Source organism: Ignavibacteria bacterium (assembly GCA_013177855.1).
In the GTDB taxonomy this organism is placed as follows: Bacteria; Bacteroidota; Ignavibacteria; order Ch128b; family Ch128b; genus Ch128b.
On the sequence record JABLYA010000006.1, the window covers coordinates 81050 to 105918 of the forward strand.

Below are 24869 nucleotides of genomic sequence, written 5' to 3' on the forward strand. Positions count from 1 at the left end.
TTATCAAATTTATTTTTTAATAAAGAGAACCTAAATCGGTTCCTATATTTTTACGTTTTTTCATTTTTGTAGTAATATCTATTGATTCAACTTTTCTTTCTTTACTTTTGTTTTCAAATAATTGTTCTAATGTCGGAACTTTTTCAATCTTTTCTGGATTTTCAGAAACATTTTCTAATTTTTCACCAATGTTTTTGTTCTTTGGTTCATTATTATATAATGTTTCTTTTAATGATTTATTTTTAATATTACCTGTTAAATTCCCTATTGGTAATTGGTCTTGAATCATTCCTAAATCTACTTTACGAACTGTGTTTGGATTTATATAAATTGGTTCTAATTTATTACCAATGTTTGTGTTATTAATTTCATTATTAAATAAAGTTTCTAAAGGAGTATTAATATTATCTGTAAGTTGACCAGGATTTAATTGAGTAAATGTTGGATCATTCAAATCATTATTACCTACATTGTTAGTTAAATCACCAGCATTTAATTGTGAAAATACAGTGTTTAAATTATTATTTATATTTGGTGTTAATGTACCAGCATCATCTTGTACAAATAAAGGATTTTGTATGTTATTGTTAGATATATTACTTGTTAATGAACCTGGCATTGTTTGTGTAAACAAAGGATCATCTAAATCATTATTACCAACGTTATTTGTTATTATACCAACATTATCTTGAGAAAATATAGTATTATTCAAATTTGTATTTCCAACATTTCCTGTTGTTATACCAGCATTATCTTGAGAAAACATAGGATTATTCAAATTTATATTTCCAACATTTCCTGTTGTTATACCAGCGCTATCTTGTGTAAATACTGGATTTACTAAATTTGTATTACCTATATTACCTGTTGTCATACCAGCATTATCTTGTGAAAATACAGGTGAGTTTAATGTTATATTACTTATATTATTTGTTATTGTGCCTGGATTGTTTTGTATAAATGTTGGATCGTCCAAATCATTATTACCTATATTATTTGTTAATGAACCTGGTGTTGTTTGAGAAAATACGGGTGTATTTAATATGGTATTATTGATATTATTGGATATAATACCTGGTACATCTTGTGTAAAAACAGATGTTAATGCAACATTAGAAATATTATCTGTTGTTATACCTGGAACATCTTGTGTAAATGTTGGTATTGTTAAAATAGGGTTATTTATATTTGGTGTTGTAGTGCCTGGATTGTCTTGTAAAAAAATTGGTGCATCCAAATCGTTGTTTCCTACATTATTAGTTAAAATACCTACAGCATCTTGTATTATTACATTACCTAAATTCGTTCCAATGTTTGGTGTAATAACACCAGCATTATCTTGAGGAATATTATAATCATTTATTATAGAATTACCAACATTACTTGATAAAATACCTGGTGATGTTTGTGTTACAATTGTTCCTAAATTTGTACCAATATTATTTGTTAATACACCAGCATTAGTTTGATTAATATTTCTTTCAGCGAGAGATGGGTTAGCAATATTATTAGTTAATAAACCTGGTGGTAATTGACCTGTTGTTCCGTCTGGATGTTTTGGTGGTCTTGAAACAATTTCTTGTACAAGTTCCGATGCCATTTCGAAAGGTTTTTCTAAAGGATTTTCCATTATAATCTATTCATTAATTTTCTTCTTGTGACCAATGCTTCAATATATTGGTCTCTTGGCAAACTCATATCTGGTCTTGCTATTTCTTCTGGCATATTAGTATAAGTTATATTTTTAACCATTTTATACTCTTTTATTTCTTCTACTTTTTCTTTCTCTTTTTCACCACTTTCAATCATCTGTAAAACTTCAGTTAAATATGTAATTGCTTCTTTATCTAAATCATCTTTTTTTGCAACTATTTCATATATTTTTTCGTTATCGTAAATATGAAATTCATTTGCTGGTATTGAATTATCTTCATAAAATTTTAAAGTACCTATATCTCCATATTTAAAGATAATATGATTTGTTAAAGATTGATATTTTTTAATAAATTCATCTCTGATTTTAATTGTAAAATCAGGATCTTTCTTTTTTTGAACTGGACCTTTTATATTTGTACCTAAATCAACTTTAAAATATTTAATTGTTTTAAAGTATCTTAACATTGTATTGTTTGTTACTATTTCCATATTATTTTTCAAATTGTGTTTTTAATTCACCTATTTTAGAAATAATGAATATTTCAATAAAATCAAAACCTGCATCATTTTGTCCTTGATTTTGTGATGGTATACCTTCAAATAGTTTCTCACCTTTTTTAAAATTAGCACTTTCCATTGGTTTTTGACCACCTTGTCCTTGTGCTTGTTTTTGAGCTGGTGATGTGGCTTGTGATTGTATTTCTTGACCTTGACTAAGTGTTTCATTTTCAGATGATAATTTAACTTTTACAAAAAATCTTCCTTCTTCGTTTATTTCATCTTCTGTTGATTGTTTAATATCTAAGTTACCTTGCCATTCTCTTAACATTTCTGATGTTTCATTATCATATAATTTTATTTTCATATAAGCTTTAGTTATTGGATCATTATTTTTAACATCATCCAATTTGACAATGAAAATAACTTGATAATAAAATTCATTATCAGTAAAGTTTAAAATTATATTTTTTTCAAATTCATCATATGATGTGGATCTTTCAACATCTACAAGTGTTACAACTTCTAATTCTTTTTCACCAAGAACATCATTTTTTCCTTCAAATGTTTCTTTAAACATCTTGACCATATTATTCAAAAGAGTAGAAATTCTATTAGATGCAGAATTTACATATTCTTCATAAAGTTTTAATATTTTCATTGTTTCTTTATTATGTTTTTATTATATATTAAAAAAGTTTGTTTAATACCTCATTTATTTTTCTTTTATGTATAAATACACAAGGTGATTCTGTCCATATTTCTTGTTCTTTAAAATCACTTATTTCGGTTTTAAATTGTATAATATTTTCTTTTTTATATATTAAATTTGTTGTTTCTCGTAATTCGTTGTATGAATTTATTGAAAAATTTCTGTTTGTAAAATATTTTTTTACTATTGATTTCATATCACCACACCAACCTTCTTTCTTTACACTAGGTATCATATAAAATTCATAAAAATTATCTTTCAATATTTTAATAAATTGTCGTGATAAATATTGTTTTTTTTTATTAATTCCTTAACTTTTTCCCATTTCATTTTCTTTAACTTAGTGTTGAGGTTATTTAATTTTGTCATAAATTCATTATAATCATCATCGTTTAGTACATCATTTTTATTTCCCATTATTACATAATAAAAATTATATAAATCTCTAGTAAATTGACCAGCATCATATTTCAAATCATCAAAGGAAACAAAAATATCATGTTTTTTACAAACACCCCATTTAGAATCATCTTTTGGAATAACATAATATCTATTACCTTCAATATGACTTGTTCCTAATGTACATATAAAAGATTTGCTTCTTTTAGGATAATCTTTCCATTCTGGTGCATTATCTATAATTAAAGTATAATAATTATAACAATCGGATGATTTTCTATTTAATGTTTTTGGATCTGAATAGAAATAGTCAAAATCTATCCAATCTTTACCCAAATTATCTGGTCTTATACTTCTTGTTATAACTTTAGGTTTTTTAAGAAACTCCTTACAATTTTCTTTTATATAATTAATCAATTGTTCTTCAGACAATTCTTCTGATATAGATTGAAATTTTTTAGTCACATATATATTCCAGTCCTCAATATATTTTAAATATTTCATAATCTATATATTTAATTTTTAGTTTTAATTATTAATATATAATAAAAATATAAAATTAATATATAATAAAAATATAAATCTACAATTATGAAAATTAAAAGTTTCACATTGTTTGAAAATGCTAATCAAACGAATGGTAATACATATGGGATGGGTAATATTGGTGCACCACAACCAAAAAAACCTAATGAGGAAGAATCAAAAAGAATTCCTCATCCTGAACCCGAAAAACCAAAAGAAGAAGAACAACCAAAAAATGAATGTATTAAATCTTTTTCAAATTTTCAATTAAATGAAGATGGCGGTGTTGCATTTGCGTCTGATGGTAATACTTCTGGTATGGGAAATGTTTCAACCCCACCTGTATCTACAGATGGTTCTATAAATACTTATAGTGGAACAGGATATCCAACCGAAACCGTTGGTAGAGGTTCTGGTGATATTGCTGCAAAGGCTAGTACTTTTGTAAAAGGACAATATAAAAAAAGAAAGAAAAGAAATATAAAAAAAGAACATTTTGGAACAGAACAACCAAAAGAGAAAATGTATGTAACTTCATATACGGATTGGTTAACTTCTGATGGTGTTGATAAAAATTTCATAAACGAAATAAAAAATATGAGCGAAGATGAAATAGATTCTATAATTAATGAAAATAAATTAACTATTGAAAAAATGGCAAATGAATTAATTATGCAAAGATCATCAATAGATAATATAAAAGAAAATATTAAAACATTAAATAAAAACATATCTTTTGTAAATGATAAATTAGATAATATTATCAAATTAAATAATTTAAAAACTAAATAAAATGAATATGAATATTGAAATTAATTGGGATATATTCCCACAAGACAGAGATACTTTTAAAATAACATTTGTCACAAGAGCTTGGGTTCCATTCATAATAGATAATGAAGAATATAGTGTTCAAATAGGTGTAGAAGCAGTAAAATATATTGGAACTGGTGATTATATTGTTAAAGATGTATGGATTGAGAAATTAGAAGGTGCACCAGATTTTAAATTAACAGAAGAAATGAAAAAAGAATTGGCTGATGCTATAATAGAATTACCTGATAGTAGTGGAATTGAAATAAACGAGAGTGTATTGAATGAAAAAAAATTTTCATCAAAGGAAAGAGCAGAAATGGCAGAAAAAGGTGAAGCATTATCTGATGGCTCATTTCCAATTAAATCAAAACAAGATTTAATTAATGCTATCAAATCGCAAGGTAGAGGTTTAAGAAATGCTGATGATAAAAGAAAGAAAGAAGTTTTGGCACATATTTATAAAAGAGCTAAATCATTAGGTATAAAATTATCAAAAACTGAAAAAGGTTATTGGTCAATTGTTAAAGAATCTAATGATATGAAAACAATTATGAATTTTAATTCATTTGTGAATGAAAAATGGGCTGTTGATGTTAAAGTAAAACAAACTGGTGAACATGCAGGAAAAACTATTACTGAAATAAATAAAGAGATAACTGCATTGAAAGATAAACATGCTAAGGCAAGAGAAAAAGATAAAAACTATAAAGTATCTGATGCTGATAAAAGCAAAATGTCACAACTTTTATTTGCAAAAAGAGCCAAAAAACATTGGAATAAATAATTTTATGAAACATTTAAAACACTTTGAATCGTACTTTGAAGATTATTCACAATGGGAATTAGATGAATTATTGGCTTATAAAAGAAAGTTAGAAAATAAGATCGATGATTACTTTAGTGATGGACATAAATATACTGGAGACCAAGGTTATCAAGATTTATTAGAAGATTTGGATGCAGTTGAAGAAGCAATAAAAGAAAAAGAAAAACTTTCAGAAAGCGCTAACATCACAGGTCATTATCCATTTGATGCATATCCTGGACCACAGGTTGTTAATACAGCATCTAATTTTTTAACTGCTGGTGCTTCTGATGGTAGTATTGGAGGTAGTGGTAATCTATATGGTCAAACAGGTGTGTTAGGTGGTGAATTTCCTAAAAAATATCAACCTTCAACACCTTATCCAGATAAATTTAAACAAACAATTATAAATATACAAACAAAAGAAAGTAGAAAGCGCAAAAACGCTTTGAAAAAATTACAAAGATTGGATAAATTAGTTTATTTTGACAATTTTGAAAACAAATAATTATGAAATATTTAAGAACATATGAAGATTGGAATTCTATTATGGAACCTTCACATCACACAGAAGATTGGTTTAAAGATTATTTTGTTGAAAGTGATTTTTTGGAGATTTTATTAATAGATTTTGGGAATATTCAAAAAATAAATTAAAATAAAATGAAAATAAGAAAAGGTTTTGTAAGTAATAGTTCAAGTAGTAGTTTTATAGTGTTTTTCCCACATGAAATTAAAAGTAAAGAAGAACTTGATAAATTAATTCTAACCGATGAAGATCGTAAAAGAATTATTTTAGATTATAGTTATGCTTTTACTGATACTAAGATAGAAGAAAGAATTAAAAAAACATATCAAAGTTTCTTAAACGAATCAAAAGATATTGGTATGACATATGAACAATTTAGAGAAAAGGTTATTGATTATGTGTTTAAAGATATACAAGAACAAGGACCAAATAACTATTTTGAAGCCATAACACTTTGGTTTGGTTGGAATTATCATGTCGATGAGAATGGTGTATTACATACTTATGATGGTTTAGAATTTCATAATATTGCTGAATTGAGAGAAGCGTTTAAAAAGATAGATGAAGAAGTTGATTGGTCACAACCAGATGCATATGAACAATATGAAGAATTGCAAGAATATCAAAATTTAGAAAGATTGAAAGAATTGATAGATGATATAGATGATGCTTTAAATGCACCAGAAGTATTTTATTCATTTTCATTTTCAGATGAAGATGGAACATTTTTTTCAATAATGGAACATGGTGGTATATTTGGTGATTTAAAAGAATTCAGAAAATCACATCATTAAAAAAAAATAATAAATAAATATGAAAACAAAATTTAATGAATTTATAAATGAAAATGCTCAAGAAGTAGGTGATTGGGTTATATTTGCTGGTCTTGGTGGTAGTTTCGGTGGTGCAAATTTTCAAGAAGTTGTAAAAATTGTACCAGAGAAGAAGCAGAACAACTAGCATATCAATTAGCTATACAAGAATATGAATCTTATGAAGGTATGCACGGACTTAGAACCATTGATGAAATTATGGAAGAAGACAATCTTGATTATGAAGATGCTGAAATAATTTATAACGATGAAAGAGAAAGTTGGTTAGATTATTGGGTAGAACCTTATGATCCAAAAAATTGGGTAGAATTATGAAATATCAACAACTCATAATGGTTAGTATTTAAAATTTGTGATCAATTTATAAAAAATAATCAAAAAAAGATATGATAAAAATGATTTTATCAAAAGCTTATACATATATATTAGTTCCAATTATATCATATTTAGCACCTATTAGTGGTTTGTTTCATTTAATGTTATTTTTAGTTTTTTTAGACTTAATTACAGCATTAATTCGTGATTGGAAGATTAAAAAAGCAAGAACAATTAAGCAAAAAATTAGAAGAGTTAAAAGTAAAAAATTAAGAAGAACACTTGTTAAATTATTTTTATATATTATGTTTATTATAGCAACTTACTCGATACCAAAAATATGCTTTAATAACACTTTTTACTTGGCTGAATTAATGACATCTTTTATATCAATTATAGAACTAAAATCAATCTCAGAAAACATGGATATTATTAATGAAAGCGATATTTTTACAACACTTTTCAAAAAAATAAGAAATTTTTTAAGTAGTATGATTGAGAAAAAAATAGATAATCCTAAATAATTATATTTTTATACTGTAATTTATAAAATTATAAAATGAAAAAGTAAATCTATTTTGATTGGTTTTTTATCAATCACCTTTTTACAATACAATTTTTAAAATTGAGTAAATAAGTAAAATTATTGAATTAATGAATATTAGCGGCATGTTTTTATCTATTTTAGAATCAATAAATACAATACATTTTACTGACTTTTGAATCGTTAAATATATTTTACCGACTCTTGAATCAATATTTTTTTGTAAATTAAAAAAATTAAATGTATTATAAAATCATATAGATAAAAAATATCAGACAGAAGATTTAGGAAATTTAAACGATATGGAACTCGATTAGCGATTGTAATCGGTGCAATTAATCAATTCGATAATTGTTTATTGAATTTTGTATTTTAAATTGGTTTATTATAATAAATATATATATAACAATTCGGATTATCAACATGAGATTTGATTAGATAGTAATTTATTACTTATGAAAATTTAAAATTAATACTAATGGATTTGAATAAAGATTATTATAAAATACTAGGTGTTACCAAAACTTCTTCATCTAATGACATAAAAAATGCTTATAAAAAATTAGTAAAAATGTATCACCCAGATTTGAATAAAAATAATTCTGATGATAAAATAAAAGAAATAAATATCGCATATTCTGTTCTTAGTGATGAAACAACAAAAAAACAATATGATACACAAAGTCCTTACGGAAAATCATACAATCCAAATCCATTTGAACATGTTGGTGGTATTTATGAGATTTTTAATGTTTTCTTTGGTAATGATCTATTTTCACAAAGTAGAAATCCATTTGGTTCTTTTTTTCACGGTGGAAAAAATGAATATAAAGAATTCCATGAAAATCTTGATATTACAATAAATTTAATTGTTACATTGAATGATGTTTATAAAGGTAAACCAATCAAAGTATCATACAAGAGATTTGTTCATTGTGAAACTTGTAAAGGAACTGGTTTTGACCCAAAAAGCGAATCTTATGAATGTGAAATATGTGGTGGTATAGGGAAAGATAATTTAGGTAGAAAATGTGAATATTGCCAAGGAGTTGGAAAAATTTATTCTATGCCTTGTGGTTTTTGTAATGGTGAAAAAATTGTATTGAGAGATGCAGAATTTAATATAACTAATGTAGAAAATATAAGGGCGTCAGAAGATAAATATTTAAGAAGTTTTGGACATCAATCCAAATATTTTAGAGAAAAGAAAGGTGATTTAAAATTAAAAATTATATACCAAGAAGTTAATAAATATAAAATTATTGATAATAAACTATATTATAATTTAGACCTTCATTACGAAGATGCTATCAAAGGATTTAAATATGAATATAAATTATTAGATGATAGCAAAATCAAAGTTTCTATACCAGAAAAAACAAAAGATGGTGATATTATAAGATTGAAAGGAAAAGGTCTTATTTTAGACATAAAAGGCAATAGAGACGACCTATATATTAAGATAAATATTATAATAGATTACAAAAGACTTCAAAAAAATCTTGAAGTAAAATTTAATATATAATTAATATGAAAAATTATAACAATTTCATTTAGAAAAAATCATTCGAAAAGAAAACATAGATGTAATTTATAATAAATATTATAAAAACATTGATTATGATATATTTAAAGAAATTATTTCATCAGATCCAACATCTTGGATAGATGGAAATCTTTATTTTGGTAAATATTGTAAGTGGCTTTTAAACCTTTATAAATCAAATAAATTAAAATTGGAAGACCTTTATAAAGTAAAAGATTACATAGAACTATTTAATAAACAATCTGTTAGAAATAAATTGCCAGTTAATAAAAGAGATATAAATTTATATGATTCACTAGGTGAATTAGCAAAAACCATAGAACCTTTTAAAGAAAGTGAAGAAATTTTAAGCAGAAGTGAGATAAAAGATAAAAATTTTGTAAAGGAGTTTAAAAATTTTAATTTATATATTCCTAGAACATATGAAGATTCATGCATTCTTGGTAAAGGAACTGAATGGTGTACAGCCACAGAAAAACCTCTAAATGGTATAAAAAATATCATAAACCTGGAAGAGAATTACTTATATTCATTTCTAAAACAGATTCAAAAGAAAAATACCAACTTCATTTAAGATCAAAACAATTCATGGATAAATTTGACAATGAAGTAAATTTAAAAACATTTTTAAATAAAAATGAAGATATAAAAGATTGGTTGTTAAATAATTATAATAAAGAATATGGAAAATATTTTAATGAAAATTCTATCACATGGGGAAAAAACACACTAATAGACTCACCAAAAATAGTTGAAGGCGATTTTGATTGTTCTTATAATCAATTAACTTCATTGGAAGGTGCTCCAGAAAAAGTTGAAGGTGATTTTAATTGTTCTAATAATCAATTAACTTCATTGGAAGGTGCTCCAGAAAAGGTTGAAGGTGATTTTTATTGTAATAATAATCAATTAATTTCATTGGAAGGTGCTCCAGAAATAGTTGAAGGTGGTTTTTATTGTTATAATAATAAATTAATTTCATTGGAAGGTACACCAAAAATAGTTGAAGGTAATTTTGATTGTTCTTTTAATCAATTAACTTCATTAGAAGGTGCTCCAGAAAAGGTTGAAGGTTATTTTGATTGTTCTGATAATCAATTAACTTCATTGGAAGGTGCTCCAAAAATAGTTGAAGGTGATTTTATTTGTTCTTATAATCAATTAATTTTATTAGAAAGTGCTCCAAAAATAGTTGAAGGTGATTTTATTTGTTCTTATAATCAATTAATTTTATTAGAAGGTGCACCAGAAAAGGTTGAAGGCAATTTTGATTGTTCTTATAATAAATTAACTTCATTAGAAGGTGCACCAGAAATGGTTGAAGGTGATTTTTATTGTAATAATAATAATTTAACCGAAAAAGATATAGAATGGTTAAAACAAAATTGTAAAATAAAAGGAAGAATTATATGGAAATAACTTAAAATAATGATTGTGATACATCTAAAGAATCATCTGTGTCTTGTTTTTTATTAATTATTGTGAAGTCTGGTATTGATCGCCATTGTTTTTCTTCTTGTGGAATATCATCCTTCATAAACATAAATTTATAGTAATAATTTTTACCAAATATATTTCCTATGTTGAACAAACTAAGAAAATTTTTATCAAATTCATATACTCCTAAGAAATTTCTTTTATCTAAGTATTTTGTTTTAGGATTGTTCCTTATTTCGGCAAATGTTGTATTTATATCAAAAATATAAATAACATCAGACCAACCTAAAACATTTGTAAACACTCTATACTTTTCCATTAATTCTATTTTTTATTTTATAAAATAAACCAAGACCACTAATACATAATAGACCTGATAACATAGCAACTATTATTAACATCCAAGCACTATATGTTATTATAATTAAAATAATAATTATAAACATGGTAATAAACCAATTGAATGTTTTGGTAAGTCTTGAAATAAATTTATTTCGCATATTTATATTATCTGTTTTAACAGATTTCAAAGATTCATATGATAAATTTTCTATATTTATCCATTCTTTCATGCTATTTATAGTTATAAAAATTAAAAAATGTTTAAATAAAAAAGCCACTTATTAAAAGTGGCTTAGTAAATTCTATTCAAGACCGTGTTCGTCTATGTAGGCGAGTTTCTTTTCAACTTTTTTACATATCAATTCACGACCTTTTTTGATTTGTGATTTAACAGTTGAAAGGTTCAGTTTCAAGTATTCAGAGATTTCATTGTAAGACATATTTTCAATTTCTCTCATAATGAGAACTTGTCTATACTTATGCTGTTTTTCAGGCATATTGAAAATAGCATCTCTTACGATTTCTGCTTTCTTAGAAATTTCTTTATGTCTCATTATATCATTACTTGTATCATTATAAGGTAAGAATATATTGATTGATGCAGAGTTTGATAATTCTCTATCTATAGAAATTAATGGAAGTTTTTGTTTATCATGATAATCTTTTTTAACAAAATTAACTGCAATAGTGTAAATCCAAGTATGAACTTGTGATTTTTCACCATTATAGCTATCAATAGCCATTAGCGCTTTAACAAATGCATCGTCAGCAAAATCTTCTGCAATTTCTAAGTCTTTAGTCCATTTTGATAAATACCAAGTTAACTTTGGCTTTTGGTCTTTGTAGAATTTTTGAAAGTTTATTCCAGTCTTTTGTTCAAATTTTTTTTCAAAATGATTCATATTAATATTATTTTTTATTTTAAATACAACAAGAGTTACAATAGATTTTTTCTATCATTTATAAATTGGTTAAAGACCAAGACTTTAGAAAAATAATTGAATATTTTTCATGTAACCTATATTGTACTATATAATATTAAAAAAGTTGCATCGAAATGTAAACTTTTTTATCCACCTTGACATCTTTTTCAATATCAGATTTTTATGAAAGAAAATATATAACGTCATTAAGACTGTCTTGTGACTTTATATAATTTCTTCAATCGTAAATTTTGTTTTTCTGTCATATTAGAATTTAATTATAGTGTGTGTTTCATTTATTCCATCGTATGTTTCTTGTATAAAGAAGCCACGATTTAGAATTTCTAATTTTACATTAGGTCTTAGTATTTCGTTATATAAACGTAATACAAATTCACCTTTATTTGCACAATCTTGAATAAGTTCTAAAACCTTTTCAAGTTGTTCTTCGTCTTGTTCTGCCTCATGTTTTTTATTAATAGTTGTGGCAATGTCTTTTGCTTCTTTTGAAGTAATATTTTTCATATATTATTAATTTTAAAAAGTTAAAAAAAATAGGTGGTGTCATTCTTATATAAGATTCAACACCACCATTAATAATTAAATAAGTTCAAGAATTCTATTAGTTTCTCTTTTAAGAACTGAAGAATCATATGAACGATAAACTTCTGTCCAACAATTGAGTGCTTTATAAGCAGGCATTTCAATATCAACAAGATTAAATTCAGGACTCAAAAACATATGAGGATTTTTAAGAAGTGCAACCTGTTCATCATTCAAATCTGTGAGTTTATCTGTTTGTGAAGTAAGAAGTTTTTTACTAAATGCACGAAGTTTAAGACTTTTATTATCATTTATAACTCCATGTTCATCAAGAGCAAATTTACTTGCAAGTTCTTTGAATGATACAAACTTACCAATAAGGTTTTCAATAGTTTCACTTTGTTTACTGATAGACATATCAAAATTTTCAAGTGATTCTATAAATTCTTTTACCTTATCTGGCATAGTTGATTTAAAATGTTTAGTTCTAAGACTAGAATGTTCATCGTTTACTGCAACAACCATACCATTTGAACAAATAAAACGAATGAGTCCTACATTTAGTTGTAGAGCCCTTGATTTATCAGTAGAATTTAGTATGTTGAACATTTTTGAATAACGGTCACCGTTGATTAGAACTTGTTCACCAATAAGACGAAGTTCCTGTTGACCTTGTGTAATACGAAGTTCGTATTTCTCAGGTAAGAAATAATTTTCAACTTCGTTTACGACTTCTTTTGCGAATTTAGGAAAGTCAAACAATTCGTATTTTTCAGTAACAACTGTGTTTGAAATTAAACGATTGTCGTAATGTGTAAGAATGTTATTTTGGTTTCTTGATAAAACTAGTTTATCAAGTGTGTCAAAAATAGCATTCTTATCATAATCTCTTTGTATTCTTTTTGCACGTGCCATATTTTTAATGAAATTAAACTTTTTTGCTGACTGTTATTATTACTGAAAATTCATCAAAAGATTTCATTTCATCCAATTTAAATTTTACATTATAGTTTGCAACTAAATCTGTTACAAGCAATTTATATTTCTTTTTCAAATCTTGAAAACCAAAGCCAATATTGGTAGAGAGTTCTTTTTTAAAATCGTTTCTGTCCAATTTGATTTTAACTTTATCTTCTGTCGCAAGTTTGTTTTTAATTTGTTCGAAAATTTTTTTTGCTTCAATTTCAGCACTTTTTTCTTTTTCTGTTTTTGTTTTTAAGAATTCCATAATATTTGTATTTTAAAATTTATACAAAAGTAATAATAATTTTTAGAAATAAAAAATATATCATGAATTTATACCGGTAAAATAAATTATTGTTTATTAAATTTAATATATGTAAGTATGAAATTTAATAGATATTATAAATTTGTATAAAATTGATTTTACTTCTTTTGATAATATAATGAGTACACCAAAAGGTGCTTTAATAAGTACTGTTATAGGTGTTTTAACAATATTATTAAAATACATAATAAGTTTCTTGGTTAAGAAAATAAATAGATTATTAAAATATAAAAAAGTACCAAGTTTACCAAATCCAGTAGTTCAATCTTTCGAAAATGTAATTAAAGTTTACGAAAACTACTTCAACATTTGATTTCTAAGTTTTATAAGCTCTGGACAAATATTCCCTAACGTATTACTCATATTTTCAGTTATTGATTTTATTTTCTTAAACTTAATGTTTTTAGATAAAAAATTATTCTCAGCTTCTTTTTCACTTTCGCCTGTAACTAAATATTTTTTAGTTTTTTCGATTTCTAAACCTTTGTCATTTTTAAAGGCAAAAGTGACATAAACAACTTCCCAAACCTTCATTTAAATTGATTTTTTTTTGTATATATTATCTTATAAATTTGTGATTTTTCTAAAAAAGAAAAGTGTAATGTTTTTACCACACTTTTCAATTTTAGTTTTATAATTTGTAAAATTCTTTTCTAATCTTTATTAGAAGTTCATTTACAAATTGTTTGTCTACATACTCAGGTAAGTTAGATTGATCAAACAAATTATCAATCAATTCAATCTTTCTTTCAGCATCAGAAACCAAAAAATCATAATCCATTTCACCATTTCTGATACTCAATAAATATTCTATGTTTGGTCTGCGAACAATGATGCCTTTACCTTCACCAATCTCAATAGCCATATCAAGCAAACGATGACAATGCATCATATTTTTAGAATCATAACCTTTACCATGTTTTGCATTATCATTATACCTTGATTGGTTTCTTTTTTCAACCCATTCCCAGTATTCTTTATAATCTTTGCAATATTGAGTATAACCATCTTTATTGTAAGTGAAATAACATAACATATTATTTCTTTCAGATTTTTCAATATGTGACATTCTCAACTCATTTGATGGAAATGAACCATTTTCTGATTCTTTTACAATACCTTTATAGTTAAGAAATTGACCACCTTGTAAGCATTTGTTTTTTAACTCATTCCATTCACCAGGTTTAAAAGGTCTTTTCTTAATCTTACCATCTTGTAAAAATAACATATTAGAAAAAGCATTACCTATGAATCTATTATGTGCATTAAAATCATAAAACAAACCGTAAAGATCCCGTGCATGAGGTATATTAGCAATACCACAGAATTTTTGATTTAAACTATTATCTTCTAAATATTTAATTAAAGGAATAGAATTATAACCAAAATGAACATAAGCAAAATCTAATGGATTCTTACGTTCTTTTTCAATAGGATTAACAATTTTTTTGTTAAGACCTCTTGCTTTTTTAATTTGTGCAATAGCGTAACCTGCAAATGAATGTCTACAAATTTTAGAAATAAACTTATCCTTATTTTCTAAGATAAGGTCATATATAGGATGTTTGTAGGTAATCATTTCTTCTGGTAGATTTAATAACTCAATAATATTTGGGTTGTTAGTTGAAATCAACTCTAGAAATCTACGAACTTCGTAGTAAACCTGGTCGTTTTTTTCATCGGAAATTTGTTCGATATATCCAAACCCCATAATATCTTCAAGAGGTTGGATATAAACACCTTTTTTATCAATGTCTGAGGTAGGAGTTGAAGTTCCATAGGCTTGTGAACCGACAATACCCTCGAAAATAAGCATACCTTTGTTTTTTAAATCTTGAATAGTCATAAAAATTAAATTATTTTGTAAGAAAATTTTGATGTTAATACACTTTAAAGGACACCTACAAGTTTAATGTGCTATAAGAACATGAATACAAAGATAAGTTTTAAATTCATTCATTGTAAAATATTATATAGAATTTATCTTTAATTAGTTTCAATTCTTTAAAATTTTGTGTGAATTTTATTTTCACACTTTCTTTAAATATAGGAAAATCGTTCTTATATGTTTCTGTTGCCAAATCATATGTAAATGAAATTCTATTCAAATCATAACAAGCACTTTCTGGGTATATAAAATGATACAATCTTTCTGAAGTTGTACTCCAAAACATATAATATGTAGAGTTTACAAAATCAAAATTTGTATGAGTTTTTATTGTAGCTAATAATGTAGTATCAACATATAAATCTGCATACTCATAACTAACATAGAGTTTTTCAATGGTTTGTGAGAATGTGTTTAACATTAATAACATCATTAGTAGTGTCATTATATATCTTTTCATATAACAAATATTTGATTATCGTAATTATTAAACTTATCATGTATAATTCATTAAAATATTTTCTAAATTTACCACTTTTTAATTCTAAAAATTATCATTAATGTTTGCCTTATTTACATTTTTCAATGGCTCTCCTATCATTTTTGGTATTTTCTTTTTTTTTTAGTTTATCACAACATTCATCTTTTACAACACAAATATCCATCACTCTGTTGTATTGAATATGTAAGTAAAACCATTTATCCAAACTATGTAATATCTTTCCATTAAAAATACGTTTTATATTCAAAAATTAGGTCAAGTTCTTTCCATATTTCATCATACTCACCTTCTACTTTAAGAGCATATCTGAAAATAGGATATTCTTCTAAATATCTTTTATACATTCTTTTACTTTTATCAGATTCACCATTTTTTGAATTTGTACCATTAGCTATTCTATCACACAATTTTACAAATTTAGCTAACGGACAAGACCAAATTTTCGGTAATGTTTTAAAAAGTATTTCTTTCTTATCCCAACCTCTTTCATTTGAAACACGTAAAACTATTTCAGCAATTCTTTCGTTAAACATTTTTTTTAACATATCAGGTGTTGTATCTGTATCTTCTACAGAATCATGTAAATAACCAGAACTTATTACATCATCATGTACTTCATCATCAAGCAAATATTTGTACTTATTTATAATACTAACAACATCTTCTAAATGAACAGAATATGGTTTTGTACCATATCTTTGACAATCAGAAGGTTGATTATGTTTTTTAAAAGCATATTCCTTTGCTTTTTGTATTAAATTTTCTCGCATTTTATTTATTTTTTATTTTTTACAAATATACGATTGAATTTTGAAAAAAAATATTTTTTTACAATATTTTTTTGATGTAATTATTAGACCTTCTAATTTTCTAATATTAATGTTTCTTTTCGTATAAATCTAATAAATTGTGTGTAATAAAGTATAAAATTTAGATAATATATATATATATATATATTTTACTTGATAATAAGAATCAAATTTACTAGATTTTTGTCATGAAAAATACAATAGTTGAAAAATTAATATATATAATATAATATGAAATACTTATTAACATATAATATTTTTTGAATACAGAGTTCATTAAAAACCGAATATAAAACAAAAGAATATGCTAGTATGGATAAATTCAAAATGTATATTAATTAAAGAATGAAGAATTATAACAATTTTATATTTGAATATTTTGGTAATATAGAAGAACAAAAAGAAATGATCTCATTTCTCATTAAAAGAGATTGTGAAAAATTTTTAAAAGAAGGTTATCCTATGTTTCGTGGTATGAATTTAAGAGAACCAATTGAAATAATAAAAAAATTTGATGGTAATATAAATGTTACCAGACCACCAAAAGATACACCACAACATATACACAAAATGATTGGTGATCTATTTGTTGAAAAATTTGGTTGGAATCCAAGAAATAAAGGTGTTTTTGCCACTTCATGTTATGAAGATGCCACATTATATAATGAATATGGTGATGTTTATGTATTCATGCCAATTGGTGATTATAAATATTTATATAATCCTAGTGTTTATGATTTATATAGAAAATTAACAGATGATGGTTTTGATACTTTTTATAATTGGTTTGAAAAACAAAAAAAGTGATTTACATGGTGGTTTTGCAAAAACTTATTTAAACAATTTGAATCCTGTTGAAAAATCACTTTATGAACAAGAATATATGATAAAATTAAGTGAATATTTGCGTTATATTGTCGAACAATATAAAGACACTAATTTAAAAAATTCAAAAGATGTTGAAGTATCTTTTTATTGTGATAATTATTATCTAATAAATGAAATGTATTTTGATACAGTAAATGATCTGTTTTACAAATAATTTAAAACATATTTAATTAGGATATTTAATTGGATTAATAGTTTATAAGGCTAATTAATATGTTAAACTATGAATAAACTAATAAAAAATCCGTTTTTTTTTATCTTTATATAAAAGACAAAAACGGATTTTAAATATGTGACCGTATTTGATCCAGAATGTATTCAAACCTACAGCTTAGAAGCTGTTAACCAAGTTCAGTGTTCAGTGTTTTCAATTTCGTCCATAAATTCAGATATATCAATGTCTTCAGTCATCCCAAACTGCATTCTGCGTGATTCAAGTTCAAAATCTTCGTACCAAGTCATATTGCTTATTTTTTAAAGGTTAACATAAATTTTTCAACTTTATGAATGTGGTCAAAAATTTGTCTTTTCTTAACCATATCTAACGCTTTTTCAAGGTATACCCTAAATGTTTTATCACGTAAAATTTTTAATAGTTTTTCATTTTTATTTTCATCAAGTTCTTTACATTCTTCGTAATCATAATCACTATTAGTGATACTAGCTAAAAGTATAACTTTTTCATCTTCTGTCAATGTTTCAAAAGCATCAATCAGAACTGATTTATCAAAATTTTTATCAAATTCTGTTTGTATTTCAGCTAATTTTTTATAATCCAGATTCATGTTGTGTCTTTTAAAAGGTTAATAATTCCGTTTTCAATAATACAAAGATACAGCAAAATATTGAGATAAAAAAATTATAAACTATTCAAAATTCTATTTAATTTTATTTCTCTAACTTTCTGTTTTATTTCTTTTTCAGACATATTTTCGTAATCAATTCGACTAAGCCATTGTAGTTCACCATTATATTCACACCACTTTGCAACAAATCTCTTACTACCAGAAATATATTCGCTAACTTTACCACCACAATAATGACAAGGATCTACTGGATGTTGATCCTCTCTTAGACCAGTTGAACCACAATCTTGGCAAACAGTAACATGAGTAAAGCCGCCTCATATTAAAATTGATAGTTTTTTGTTTCTTTACGACATTTTAACTGCCACATTACATTATTCTTTTCTCTTGTACCTTGTTCAAGTTTACCATTCTTTTTCTTTAAAACCAAACCTTCAAGCATATCAATCTCTACAATTTTATGATAAAGAGTTAAAAAATCTTTATCAAAAGATTTAACAAGGAATACATTTTCACTTATCTGATACAGATACTCATTGTAATCTTTTTTATCAGGATATAAATCAAGTAACATATTATATCTTTCTAAACAAGTTGTGCCAACGAGATGTTCACCATTTAATACAAGAATATCAAAGATAACGAGTTTATGGTTGAAAAACTTACCATTTTCGTCTTTCTTTGATTTGTTCATATATTCACCATTCAATACCATTTCACCTTTACCTCTGTGTAAAGATAAAATTTCAGAATCATTTAACTTGTTGGATAAAATGTCTTTATGACGGTTCATTACTTTATGAATTGTGGTCTCATTAAAGTACAATTCCATATTAGAACCGTTAAATTTAGGTTCTGCAATATATTCACCAGTATCATATTTATTCAAACTAGTAGAACTAATTTTGTGTTCTGGACGAGGCGGGTAGATATATTGATTTCGATATGGTGTCATAAAATTTTATTTTAATTATGCAAATATACAAAAAATTCTAATTATAAAAAACTGAAAATACTAAAAAAATATATTCTAATGGTTCGTTGGAATATTCCTCTATCCATTTGAGTAACAGTTTTAAATGACTGTGTATTCAAACATACATTCAATAACCTCTTATACGAAAATATATAAATAAAAAAGCCACTCTTTTGAGTGGCTTTTATATCTGGTTGTCAGACTATGCCTTAGCATTTTTGTTCTGGAACACAGGTTGAATATCAGCAATAACTTCAGCAACAGATTTTCCACTTTTTTTAGCGAGGTTATAAACTTTATCCAGAGCGTCTTTATTAATAGCGTACTTGGTAGTGGCTTCAATCAGAGCATCCTTATCTTCCTGAGAGATAGCGTCTGAGTTTTGAATTAAGTCGCTGATAATATCCATATTCTTCATAAGAATTTCGGTGTTAAAGCCATAGCTAGTTTCTTCATCAACAATATCTTCACCATAGGTTTCCTTCAAGTTTTCAGCAGCAGATTCGTCAATGGTGATATACTTTTTGGTAGGAAGAACCATCACAGAACCACCTTTTTCAGAAACAAGAATGAACGAACCAACATTAATTTTATTGGTTTCAACAAGTTTTGCAAATTCCTCAATTCCAACATTTTTCACAAATTCTTGTGACATAGCTAGTTCAGCTTTCAGCTCGTCCATCTGAGCTTTCAAAGTAGCGAATTTTTCAAGTTTTTCAGCGAATTCGGCACCAGGAACATTTACTATTATTTTTTCGTCTTTCTTTACTGACTTAGTTTTTGATTCTTTTTTTGCTTTTTCAAATAGGTTCTTAGCCATATATTCTGTATTTTTAATTGTTTAACAATTTTAATTTGATAATACAAAAATACGGAATTTAATTTGATAAAAAAATTTTTTTCAAACTTTTTTCCGATTTTTATTTTCTAGTATTTTTGAGAATATTTTTATTCATTAATAATACAAATATACGAATATTTACCTATAAAAAATAATTTTAAATTTTATTTTCAAATTCTACACCAAGACTAGTAAGAGTTTCAATAACTATATCTAATTTTTTAGCAGAAAGAATCCAACCTGCAAGTTTAGAATCTTCATTTTCAGGATCTTTCAGAAACCTATTAAATTTTGCACCAATAGATTTCAATTCTTCTTTAATTTTTTTTGTTTCACCAAATAAAGCGATTGATTTTTCAGAGTATTTTACTATTGTAATCATATATAATTTTTTAAAAGGTTATTATTTAGAAATATAATCAATTGTATTTTCTTTCATATAAATAAAATATTTTCTCTTTTTTCTTTTTATATACTAAGTCCCAATATATTTGGTTAACATATTTTTCCCAAATAATATCATAATCAGTAAAATATGGTTCTACATCTTTTTTCAGAATCCTTCTTAGTTTTTTATTCCTTTCATATCTTACTCTTTTTTCTTTTTTTAATGAAGATAATTTTATTTCCAATGCCATTTTTTAGCATTGTTTTCAAGCATTTTTATACAATTATATAGGTGATTGTCTTCCAAATTTTTAATTGGAATTTCTTTCCCTTCTTTGGTTACCCAAACTACATCTTCGACTGATTTTACTATTGTCATATTTTATTTTATATAATAAAATCGGTTTTGTTTAAAAAATAAATTCATATATATAATTTATATCAAAAAAGTATAAATTTTGAATGTATTGTTGTAAATTTCCTTTTCCTAAGTTTTTAAAATTTGCTATTAACAACGCATAAAAAACATTAAATGTTACGGGATACTTTTCTTTTTCCTTTGGTTTAAACTGTTAAGTATTTCTTGACAGTTTTTGTTTGCCAGAAAAGCAATACCGTTTGTTGTTGCGAAAGCCAAAGTGTCGTTACCGAACCTGATTTCTACTACTGTCTGATTATCGGAGTTTGGCAGTAGCATTGACTTCTTCTTCATACGCAAACACCACCATCTTGCAATGCTTAATATTGATTTTGATTTTTTAAAAGGTTAATAATTCAATTTAAATAATACAAATATACAGTAAAATATCTAAATAAAAAAATTATAAACTTTTTAATTTTTTTTACATAATTATAATTTATTGAGAACAAGTTTTTATGAATACTGACAAACTGTCTTTTTTTAATAATGGCAAAATATTTGTAAAAAAAAGAAATCATTTAAAGAAAAACTTAATATGGAACAGATTTAACGATAACTGACAAACTGTCTTATTTTAACAATGGTAAAATGTTTGTTAATAAACATGCAAAAAAAAAAAATAATAAATATGGAAGTAAACGAAATAAAAGAGAATAAAGAAGAAAATGTTGATTTGTCGAAAGAAAATGTAAAAGAGGATAAAGAAGAAAATGTTGATTTGTCGAAAGAAAATAAAAAAAAGGAAGCAAGTACTTTGTTATCTAAGAAAAAGAAAAAATACGAAAAATTAAATAATGAAATATTAAAGCTACAGCAAGAAATTGAAAATTTGATAGAAAAGTATAAAGAATCTAATGATAAATATTTACGTTTATCTGCTGATTTCGATAATTATAAAAAACGTATATTAAAAGAAAAATCAGATCTGCTAAAATATGGAGGTGAAATGGTTTTAACAAACTTGATTTCTATTCTTGACGATTTTGAAAGAGCTCAAAATTTTATAAAAAATAGCAATGATATAGAAGGAATTAAACAAGGTATTGATTTAATAAACACCAAATTTCATGAATTTATGAAACAACAAGGAATTAAAGAAATTGAATCAAAAAATATCGAATTTAATACTGATTTTCATGAAGCAATAACTCGTTTGCCAGCTCCAAGCGAAGAAATGAAAGGTAAAGTTATTGATGTGATTCAAAAAGGTTATATGCTTCATGATAAAGTTATTCGATTTGCTAAAGTAATAATAGGAGAATAAACAATATGACAAAACGAGATTATTATGATGTATTAGATATATCTAAAAATGCTACTAAAGAAGAAATAAAAAAAGCATATCGTAAAAAAGCACTGCAATACCATCCAGATAGAAATCCGGGAGATAAAGATGCTGAAGAGAAATTTAAAGAGGCAGCAGAAGCTTACGATGTGTTGAGTGATGACGAAAAACGCCGTCGTTACGATCAATTTGGCCATGCTGGAGTAGGAAGCAGTGCAGCAAGCAGTGGATTTGGTGGTTTTGACATAGAAGATATTTTTAGCAGATTTGGCGATATTTTTGGTGATTTTGGTTTTGGTGGATTTGGCGGATTTAGCGGTTTTGGACATAGAACTTCACGTCAAAAGGTTAATAAGGGTACCAATCTGCGAATTAAGGTTAAACTTACCTTACAAGAGATTGCTACTGGAGTAGAGAAAAAAATAAAGGTCAAAAAACTTGTTCAATGTACAACCTGTAATGGTACAGGAGCTAAAGATAATCATTCATATAGAGAATGTTCAACATGCAATGGTCAAGGTTATATAACAAGGATTACTCGAACCATATTGGGACAAATGCAATCTACTTCTCCTTGTCCTACATGTAATGGAGAAGGCAGAATTATAACTTCCAAATGTAATAAATGTGCGGGTGAAGGTGTAGTTCACGATGAAGAAATAATAAATATCAACATACCAGCAGGTGTATCAAAAGGGATGCAGCTTTCGTTATCAGGAAAAGGAAATGCTGCACATCATGGTGGAATACCAGGTGATTTAATAATTTTAATAGAAGAAGAAAAACACCCCGATTATATAAGAGAAAATAATAATTTAATTTATAATTTAATCATTTCAATTCCTCAGGCAATTTTTGGAAATACGATAGAAATTCCATTGATTGAAGGAGGAAAGGTAAAAGTAAAAATTGACCCTGGAACTAATTCAGGCAAGTTATTGCGAATTAAAGGTAAAGGATTACCAGAATTTCAAGGTTATGGATACGGCGATTTGATTGTTCGTGTTATAGTTTATATACCAACCAATATTTCAAAAGATGAATGTAGAATATTAGAAAAACTTGAAAATTCGGAAAGATTTAAACCCGAAAATGCTAAAAAAGATAAAAACTTTTTAGAACATTTTAAGAAGTATTTTTCATAAAATAGCAAAAACCTCACTGGTTGTGAGGTTTTTTATGTTCCTAACACAAATTTAATTATATTAGTATAAATCTTCTGAAAATAATTTACATTTATTGCAAGTTTCTTTTTCTTTTACTTGTCCTGCTTCTATTGCAATTTTCATTGCTTCTTCTCTATCAACAAATCTGTTTTTAGATGTAAGAAATCCTTCAATACTATGACCAGCTTCATGATTAGTAAAACCTGTAATGGCTACCATTTGATAAAGACAGTTTTGATGTCTCCAACCACAAAAAACAATTCCTTTGTCTACATTATAAGGCGCAAACCCTCTAATTTTTAAAACATCTGGGTTTTTTAATTGCAACTCTTTATACCATATAGCTGCACAGATTATATATTCTTTTGTATTTTTCATTTATTACACCTCATTAATGAGTTTTTTAATTTTTGCACAAACTTCATAGTTTTCTTTTCTGATTTCTGACTCCATTTTTTCCATCAGTAAAAACTTCTGGACAGAACGAATATCAGCATATTCAAACTTTGTTTCAAACATAATTTTTTCATAGAGACGAATGTAGTTTTCAATATATTCCTTATATTCAAGAAATATTTTATCTGTCTGCTCATCAAACATCTCTTTAATATTTATATTATCATATTTTTTCATTATTTGTTTGATTTTCACATAAATATCATAATTATCGAACATAAGTTTATCGATAACTTTTTCGACATTAAGTTTATTCTTAAGATTCTCCTTCTGAGATGAAATTAAAAACAAATCTTTATACTTATAATCTTCATCTTTAGTAGGATTAATATTAATATTTGCAAATATAGTAAGGAGCATAATATCCTCACATTTCATATATTTTATTTTCTTAAGCATAATTGTCAAAATTTTATACAAATATATATCAAAATTTTGAATAAAAAAATTATTTATATAAGTTTCTACATATTAGAGCAAAATATTTGATAAAAATATAATGAAAATTATACTTTTTATGATTAATTATTTAGTTTATTGAATTTTGTATTTTATACATTAATTATCCTATATCCAACTTGAATTTTATAAATTTTTTCTTCTTCGATTTCTAAGCTAGGATCTAACACAAGTTTGTCATTGATTTTGAATGCTCTTATAGCATATAAATCTTGGAATTCTTTAAGATCGTTTACAATCTTTTTTTCGATTAAATAATCAACTACTGTCATAT

General features: G+C 25.5%; 38 protein-coding genes. 16 read left to right on the forward strand and 22 right to left on the reverse strand.

Translation table 11 applies throughout. The features are described from left to right. Window positions 1–16: 16 nt before the first annotated feature. The 5 genes from HPY57_14110 to HPY57_14130 are packed head-to-tail and all read right to left on the reverse strand — an operon-like array spanning window position 17 to window position 3769. Window positions 17–1630, reverse strand: a complete 1614-nt coding sequence (locus tag HPY57_14110; protein NPV12901.1) for a hypothetical protein — start codon at window positions 1628–1630, stop codon at window positions 17–19. Continuing rightward, a complete protein-coding gene (locus tag HPY57_14115) occupies window positions 1630–2145 on the reverse strand; it encodes a hypothetical protein (GenBank protein ID NPV12902.1) in 516 nt (171 codons plus the stop codon). Before HPY57_14115 ends, HPY57_14110 begins: the two co-directional genes overlap by 1 nt. A gap of 1 nt (window position 2146) precedes the next feature. Continuing rightward, entirely contained in the window at window positions 2147–2815 is a 669-nt protein-coding gene (locus tag HPY57_14120; protein ID NPV12903.1) for a hypothetical protein, read from the reverse strand. Window positions 2816–2843: 28 nt separating this feature from the next. Further along, the gene (locus HPY57_14125) at window positions 2844–3101 is read right to left on the reverse strand and encodes a hypothetical protein (protein ID NPV12904.1); all 258 of its coding nucleotides are present in this window, start codon (window positions 3099–3101) and stop codon (window positions 2844–2846) included. A 23-nt stretch (window positions 3102–3124) separates the two neighbouring features. After that, window positions 3125–3769 (reverse strand): hypothetical protein, encoded by a 645-nt coding sequence (locus HPY57_14130; protein ID NPV12905.1) that lies wholly within the window; start codon window positions 3767–3769, stop codon window positions 3125–3127. An 87-nt stretch (window positions 3770–3856) separates the two neighbouring features. Here HPY57_14130 and HPY57_14135 point away from each other — a divergent pair, with 87 nt between their 5' ends. The 11 genes from HPY57_14135 (at window position 3857) to HPY57_14185 (ending at window position 10597) form a co-directional block, all read left to right on the forward strand. Next, on the forward strand, window positions 3857–4582 hold the full coding sequence (locus tag HPY57_14135) for a hypothetical protein (protein ID NPV12906.1): 726 nt from the start codon (window positions 3857–3859) through the stop codon (window positions 4580–4582). Between the two features lie 7 nt (window positions 4583–4589). Next, window positions 4590–5390 (forward strand): hypothetical protein, encoded by an 801-nt coding sequence (locus tag HPY57_14140; GenBank protein ID NPV12907.1) that lies wholly within the window; start codon window positions 4590–4592, stop codon window positions 5388–5390. A gap of 4 nt (window positions 5391–5394) precedes the next feature. Then, the gene (locus HPY57_14145; GenBank protein NPV12908.1) at window positions 5395–5919 is read left to right on the forward strand and encodes a hypothetical protein; all 525 of its coding nucleotides are present in this window, start codon (window positions 5395–5397) and stop codon (window positions 5917–5919) included. 2 nt (window positions 5920–5921) lie between these two features. After that, the gene (locus HPY57_14150) at window positions 5922–6068 is read left to right on the forward strand and encodes a hypothetical protein (protein ID NPV12909.1); all 147 of its coding nucleotides are present in this window, start codon (window positions 5922–5924) and stop codon (window positions 6066–6068) included. A 6-nt stretch (window positions 6069–6074) separates the two neighbouring features. Beyond that, the gene (locus HPY57_14155; GenBank protein ID NPV12910.1) at window positions 6075–6734 is read left to right on the forward strand and encodes a hypothetical protein; all 660 of its coding nucleotides are present in this window, start codon (window positions 6075–6077) and stop codon (window positions 6732–6734) included. 19 nt (window positions 6735–6753) lie between these two features. Beyond that, window positions 6754–6900, forward strand: coding sequence for a hypothetical protein (locus HPY57_14160; protein NPV12911.1), 147 nt, complete (start codon window positions 6754–6756; stop codon window positions 6898–6900). Between the two features lie 41 nt (window positions 6901–6941). Continuing rightward, complete coding sequence (locus HPY57_14165; GenBank protein ID NPV12912.1) at window positions 6942–7088, forward strand: hypothetical protein; 147 nt, start codon at window positions 6942–6944, stop codon at window positions 7086–7088. 80 nt (window positions 7089–7168) lie between these two features. Next, entirely contained in the window at window positions 7169–7612 is a 444-nt protein-coding gene (locus tag HPY57_14170) for a hypothetical protein (GenBank protein NPV12913.1), read from the forward strand. Window positions 7613–8110: 498 nt separating this feature from the next. Then, entirely contained in the window at window positions 8111–9157 is a 1047-nt protein-coding gene (locus HPY57_14175; GenBank protein ID NPV12914.1) for a DnaJ domain-containing protein, read from the forward strand. Between the two features lie 211 nt (window positions 9158–9368). Further along, the gene (locus HPY57_14180) at window positions 9369–9752 is read left to right on the forward strand and encodes a hypothetical protein (protein NPV12915.1); all 384 of its coding nucleotides are present in this window, start codon (window positions 9369–9371) and stop codon (window positions 9750–9752) included. Between the two features lie 218 nt (window positions 9753–9970). Continuing rightward, on the forward strand, window positions 9971–10597 hold the full coding sequence (locus HPY57_14185; protein ID NPV12916.1) for a hypothetical protein: 627 nt from the start codon (window positions 9971–9973) through the stop codon (window positions 10595–10597). A 1-nt stretch (window position 10598) separates the two neighbouring features. Here the strand turns inward: HPY57_14185 and HPY57_14190 are convergent, their stop codons facing one another. The 5 genes from HPY57_14190 to HPY57_14210 all read right to left on the reverse strand — a co-directional run bounded on the left by HPY57_14190 (window position 10599) and on the right by HPY57_14210 (window position 13651). Continuing rightward, window positions 10599–10934 (reverse strand): hypothetical protein, encoded by a 336-nt coding sequence (locus HPY57_14190; protein NPV12917.1) that lies wholly within the window; start codon window positions 10932–10934, stop codon window positions 10599–10601. A 325-nt stretch (window positions 10935–11259) separates the two neighbouring features. Beyond that, entirely contained in the window at window positions 11260–11859 is a 600-nt protein-coding gene (locus HPY57_14195; GenBank protein NPV12918.1) for an RNA polymerase sigma factor, read from the reverse strand. Window positions 11860–12147: 288 nt separating this feature from the next. Continuing rightward, window positions 12148–12405, reverse strand: coding sequence for a hypothetical protein (locus HPY57_14200; protein NPV12919.1), 258 nt, complete (start codon window positions 12403–12405; stop codon window positions 12148–12150). 75 nt (window positions 12406–12480) lie between these two features. Beyond that, window positions 12481–13338: a DUF932 domain-containing protein gene (locus HPY57_14205; protein ID NPV12920.1), complete on the reverse strand. Its 858-nt coding sequence runs from the start codon at window positions 13336–13338 to the stop codon at window positions 12481–12483. Window positions 13339–13351: 13 nt separating this feature from the next. Then, window positions 13352–13651, reverse strand: a complete 300-nt coding sequence (locus tag HPY57_14210; GenBank protein ID NPV12921.1) for a hypothetical protein — start codon at window positions 13649–13651, stop codon at window positions 13352–13354. Window positions 13652–13829: 178 nt separating this feature from the next. Here HPY57_14210 and HPY57_14215 point away from each other — a divergent pair, with 178 nt between their 5' ends. Further along, the gene (locus tag HPY57_14215; protein NPV12922.1) at window positions 13830–14024 is read left to right on the forward strand and encodes a hypothetical protein; all 195 of its coding nucleotides are present in this window, start codon (window positions 13830–13832) and stop codon (window positions 14022–14024) included. Here HPY57_14215 and HPY57_14220 read toward each other — a convergent pair. The 4 genes from HPY57_14220 to HPY57_14235 all read right to left on the reverse strand — a co-directional run bounded on the left by HPY57_14220 (window position 14009) and on the right by HPY57_14235 (window position 16871). After that, window positions 14009–14245, reverse strand: a complete 237-nt coding sequence (locus HPY57_14220) for a hypothetical protein (GenBank protein NPV12923.1) — start codon at window positions 14243–14245, stop codon at window positions 14009–14011. The genes HPY57_14215 and HPY57_14220 overlap by 16 nt on opposite strands. A gap of 97 nt (window positions 14246–14342) precedes the next feature. Next, a complete protein-coding gene (locus HPY57_14225) occupies window positions 14343–15557 on the reverse strand; it encodes a nucleotidyltransferase (GenBank protein NPV12924.1) in 1215 nt (404 codons plus the stop codon). 106 nt (window positions 15558–15663) lie between these two features. Beyond that, a complete protein-coding gene (locus HPY57_14230; protein NPV12925.1) occupies window positions 15664–16020 on the reverse strand; it encodes a hypothetical protein in 357 nt (118 codons plus the stop codon). 305 nt (window positions 16021–16325) lie between these two features. Next, the gene (locus HPY57_14235) at window positions 16326–16871 is read right to left on the reverse strand and encodes a bifunctional (p)ppGpp synthetase/guanosine-3',5'-bis(diphosphate) 3'-pyrophosphohydrolase (GenBank protein NPV12926.1); all 546 of its coding nucleotides are present in this window, start codon (window positions 16869–16871) and stop codon (window positions 16326–16328) included. A gap of 384 nt (window positions 16872–17255) precedes the next feature. Here HPY57_14235 and HPY57_14240 point away from each other — a divergent pair, with 384 nt between their 5' ends. Both HPY57_14240 and HPY57_14245 read left to right on the forward strand, forming a co-directional pair. Next, window positions 17256–17717: a hypothetical protein gene (locus tag HPY57_14240; GenBank protein NPV12927.1), complete on the forward strand. Its 462-nt coding sequence runs from the start codon at window positions 17256–17258 to the stop codon at window positions 17715–17717. Further along, the gene (locus HPY57_14245) at window positions 17698–17952 is read left to right on the forward strand and encodes a hypothetical protein (GenBank protein NPV12928.1); all 255 of its coding nucleotides are present in this window, start codon (window positions 17698–17700) and stop codon (window positions 17950–17952) included. Before HPY57_14240 ends, HPY57_14245 begins: the two co-directional genes overlap by 20 nt. A gap of 313 nt (window positions 17953–18265) precedes the next feature. On the opposite strand, the gene HPY57_14250 is transcribed toward HPY57_14245, so the two are convergent. The 5 genes from HPY57_14250 to HPY57_14270 all read right to left on the reverse strand — a co-directional run bounded on the left by HPY57_14250 (window position 18266) and on the right by HPY57_14270 (window position 21059). Next, complete coding sequence (locus HPY57_14250) at window positions 18266–18583, reverse strand: hypothetical protein (GenBank protein NPV12929.1); 318 nt, start codon at window positions 18581–18583, stop codon at window positions 18266–18268. A gap of 343 nt (window positions 18584–18926) precedes the next feature. After that, a complete protein-coding gene (locus HPY57_14255; protein NPV12930.1) occupies window positions 18927–19559 on the reverse strand; it encodes a hypothetical protein in 633 nt (210 codons plus the stop codon). 223 nt (window positions 19560–19782) lie between these two features. Continuing rightward, window positions 19783–20400 carry a hypothetical protein gene (locus HPY57_14260; protein ID NPV12931.1) on the reverse strand — a complete coding sequence of 206 codons (618 nt, stop codon included), beginning with the start codon at window positions 20398–20400 and terminating at the stop codon, window positions 19783–19785. Between the two features lie 178 nt (window positions 20401–20578). Continuing rightward, window positions 20579–20803, reverse strand: a complete 225-nt coding sequence (locus tag HPY57_14265; GenBank protein ID NPV12932.1) for a hypothetical protein — start codon at window positions 20801–20803, stop codon at window positions 20579–20581. A gap of 37 nt (window positions 20804–20840) precedes the next feature. Continuing rightward, window positions 20841–21059, reverse strand: a complete 219-nt coding sequence (locus HPY57_14270) for a hypothetical protein (GenBank protein NPV12933.1) — start codon at window positions 21057–21059, stop codon at window positions 20841–20843. A gap of 798 nt (window positions 21060–21857) precedes the next feature. Between HPY57_14270 and HPY57_14275 the strand changes: the two genes are divergently transcribed. Continuing rightward, a complete protein-coding gene (locus HPY57_14275; protein NPV12934.1) occupies window positions 21858–22493 on the forward strand; it encodes a nucleotide exchange factor GrpE in 636 nt (211 codons plus the stop codon). A gap of 5 nt (window positions 22494–22498) precedes the next feature. Further along, window positions 22499–23659, forward strand: coding sequence for a molecular chaperone DnaJ (gene dnaJ / locus HPY57_14280; GenBank protein ID NPV12935.1), 1161 nt, complete (start codon window positions 22499–22501; stop codon window positions 23657–23659). A 60-nt stretch (window positions 23660–23719) separates the two neighbouring features. On the opposite strand, the gene HPY57_14285 is transcribed toward dnaJ, so the two are convergent. The 3 genes from HPY57_14285 to HPY57_14295 all read right to left on the reverse strand — a co-directional run bounded on the left by HPY57_14285 (window position 23720) and on the right by HPY57_14295 (window position 24867). Continuing rightward, the gene (locus HPY57_14285) at window positions 23720–24058 is read right to left on the reverse strand and encodes a hypothetical protein (GenBank protein NPV12936.1); all 339 of its coding nucleotides are present in this window, start codon (window positions 24056–24058) and stop codon (window positions 23720–23722) included. Between the two features lie 3 nt (window positions 24059–24061). Next, window positions 24062–24496 carry a hypothetical protein gene (locus HPY57_14290; GenBank protein NPV12937.1) on the reverse strand — a complete coding sequence of 145 codons (435 nt, stop codon included), beginning with the start codon at window positions 24494–24496 and terminating at the stop codon, window positions 24062–24064. Between the two features lie 191 nt (window positions 24497–24687). Beyond that, on the reverse strand, window positions 24688–24867 hold the full coding sequence (locus HPY57_14295) for a hypothetical protein (GenBank protein NPV12938.1): 180 nt from the start codon (window positions 24865–24867) through the stop codon (window positions 24688–24690). Between the last annotated feature and the right edge of the window lie 2 nt (window positions 24868–24869).

Coding starts and splice junctions, on each gene's coding strand:
- HPY57_14130 (NPV12905.1), bottom strand. CDS start 3,769: ATGAAATATTTAAAATATATTGAGGACTGGAATATATATGTGACTAAA.
- HPY57_14150 (NPV12909.1), top strand. CDS start 5,922: ATGAAATATTTAAGAACATATGAAGATTGGAATTCTATTATGGAACCT.
- HPY57_14175 (NPV12914.1), top strand. CDS start 8,111: ATGGATTTGAATAAAGATTATTATAAAATACTAGGTGTTACCAAAACT.
- HPY57_14125 (NPV12904.1), bottom strand. CDS start 3,101: ATGATACCTAGTGTAAAGAAAGAAGGTTGGTGTGGTGATATGAAATCA.
- HPY57_14220 (NPV12923.1), bottom strand. CDS start 14,245: ATGAAGGTTTGGGAAGTTGTTTATGTCACTTTTGCCTTTAAAAATGAC.
- HPY57_14135 (NPV12906.1), top strand. CDS start 3,857: ATGAAAATTAAAAGTTTCACATTGTTTGAAAATGCTAATCAAACGAAT.
- HPY57_14255 (NPV12930.1), bottom strand. CDS start 19,559: ATGACACCATATCGAAATCAATATATCTACCCGCCTCGTCCAGAACAC.
- HPY57_14285 (NPV12936.1), bottom strand. CDS start 24,058: ATGAAAAATACAAAAGAATATATAATCTGTGCAGCTATATGGTATAAA.
- HPY57_14275 (NPV12934.1), top strand. CDS start 21,858: ATGGAAGTAAACGAAATAAAAGAGAATAAAGAAGAAAATGTTGATTTG.
- HPY57_14115 (NPV12902.1), bottom strand. CDS start 2,145: ATGGAAATAGTAACAAACAATACAATGTTAAGATACTTTAAAACAATT.
- HPY57_14165 (NPV12912.1), top strand. CDS start 6,942: ATGCACGGACTTAGAACCATTGATGAAATTATGGAAGAAGACAATCTT.
- HPY57_14140 (NPV12907.1), top strand. CDS start 4,590: ATGAATATTGAAATTAATTGGGATATATTCCCACAAGACAGAGATACT.
- HPY57_14290 (NPV12937.1), bottom strand. CDS start 24,496: ATGCTCCTTACTATATTTGCAAATATTAATATTAATCCTACTAAAGAT.
- HPY57_14240 (NPV12927.1), top strand. CDS start 17,256: ATGAAGAATTATAACAATTTTATATTTGAATATTTTGGTAATATAGAA.
- HPY57_14200 (NPV12919.1), bottom strand. CDS start 12,405: ATGAAAAATATTACTTCAAAAGAAGCAAAAGACATTGCCACAACTATT.
- HPY57_14230 (NPV12925.1), bottom strand. CDS start 16,020: ATGTTAAACACATTCTCACAAACCATTGAAAAACTCTATGTTAGTTAT.
- HPY57_14235 (NPV12926.1), bottom strand. CDS start 16,871: ATGCGAGAAAATTTAATACAAAAAGCAAAGGAATATGCTTTTAAAAAA.
- HPY57_14215 (NPV12922.1), top strand. CDS start 13,830: ATGAGTACACCAAAAGGTGCTTTAATAAGTACTGTTATAGGTGTTTTA.
- HPY57_14250 (NPV12929.1), bottom strand. CDS start 18,583: ATGAATCTGGATTATAAAAAATTAGCTGAAATACAAACAGAATTTGAT.
- HPY57_14225 (NPV12924.1), bottom strand. CDS start 15,557: ATGACTATTCAAGATTTAAAAAACAAAGGTATGCTTATTTTCGAGGGT.
- HPY57_14260 (NPV12931.1), bottom strand. CDS start 20,400: ATGGCTAAGAACCTATTTGAAAAAGCAAAAAAAGAATCAAAAACTAAG.
- HPY57_14120 (NPV12903.1), bottom strand. CDS start 2,815: ATGAAAATATTAAAACTTTATGAAGAATATGTAAATTCTGCATCTAAT.
- HPY57_14155 (NPV12910.1), top strand. CDS start 6,075: ATGAAAATAAGAAAAGGTTTTGTAAGTAATAGTTCAAGTAGTAGTTTT.
- HPY57_14270 (NPV12933.1), bottom strand. CDS start 21,059: ATGGCATTGGAAATAAAATTATCTTCATTAAAAAAAGAAAAAAGAGTA.
- HPY57_14195 (NPV12918.1), bottom strand. CDS start 11,859: ATGAATCATTTTGAAAAAAAATTTGAACAAAAGACTGGAATAAACTTT.
- HPY57_14190 (NPV12917.1), bottom strand. CDS start 10,934: ATGGAAAAGTATAGAGTGTTTACAAATGTTTTAGGTTGGTCTGATGTT.
- HPY57_14110 (NPV12901.1), bottom strand. CDS start 1,630: ATGGAAAATCCTTTAGAAAAACCTTTCGAAATGGCATCGGAACTTGTA.
- HPY57_14170 (NPV12913.1), top strand. CDS start 7,169: ATGATTTTATCAAAAGCTTATACATATATATTAGTTCCAATTATATCA.
- dnaJ (NPV12935.1), top strand. CDS start 22,499: ATGACAAAACGAGATTATTATGATGTATTAGATATATCTAAAAATGCT.
- HPY57_14205 (NPV12920.1), bottom strand. CDS start 13,338: ATGGCACGTGCAAAAAGAATACAAAGAGATTATGATAAGAATGCTATT.
- HPY57_14295 (NPV12938.1), bottom strand. CDS start 24,867: ATGACAGTAGTTGATTATTTAATCGAAAAAAAGATTGTAAACGATCTT.
- HPY57_14145 (NPV12908.1), top strand. CDS start 5,395: ATGAAACATTTAAAACACTTTGAATCGTACTTTGAAGATTATTCACAA.
- HPY57_14160 (NPV12911.1), top strand. CDS start 6,754: ATGAAAACAAAATTTAATGAATTTATAAATGAAAATGCTCAAGAAGTA.
- HPY57_14265 (NPV12932.1), bottom strand. CDS start 20,803: ATGATTACAATAGTAAAATACTCTGAAAAATCAATCGCTTTATTTGGT.
- HPY57_14210 (NPV12921.1), bottom strand. CDS start 13,651: ATGGAATTCTTAAAAACAAAAACAGAAAAAGAAAAAAGTGCTGAAATT.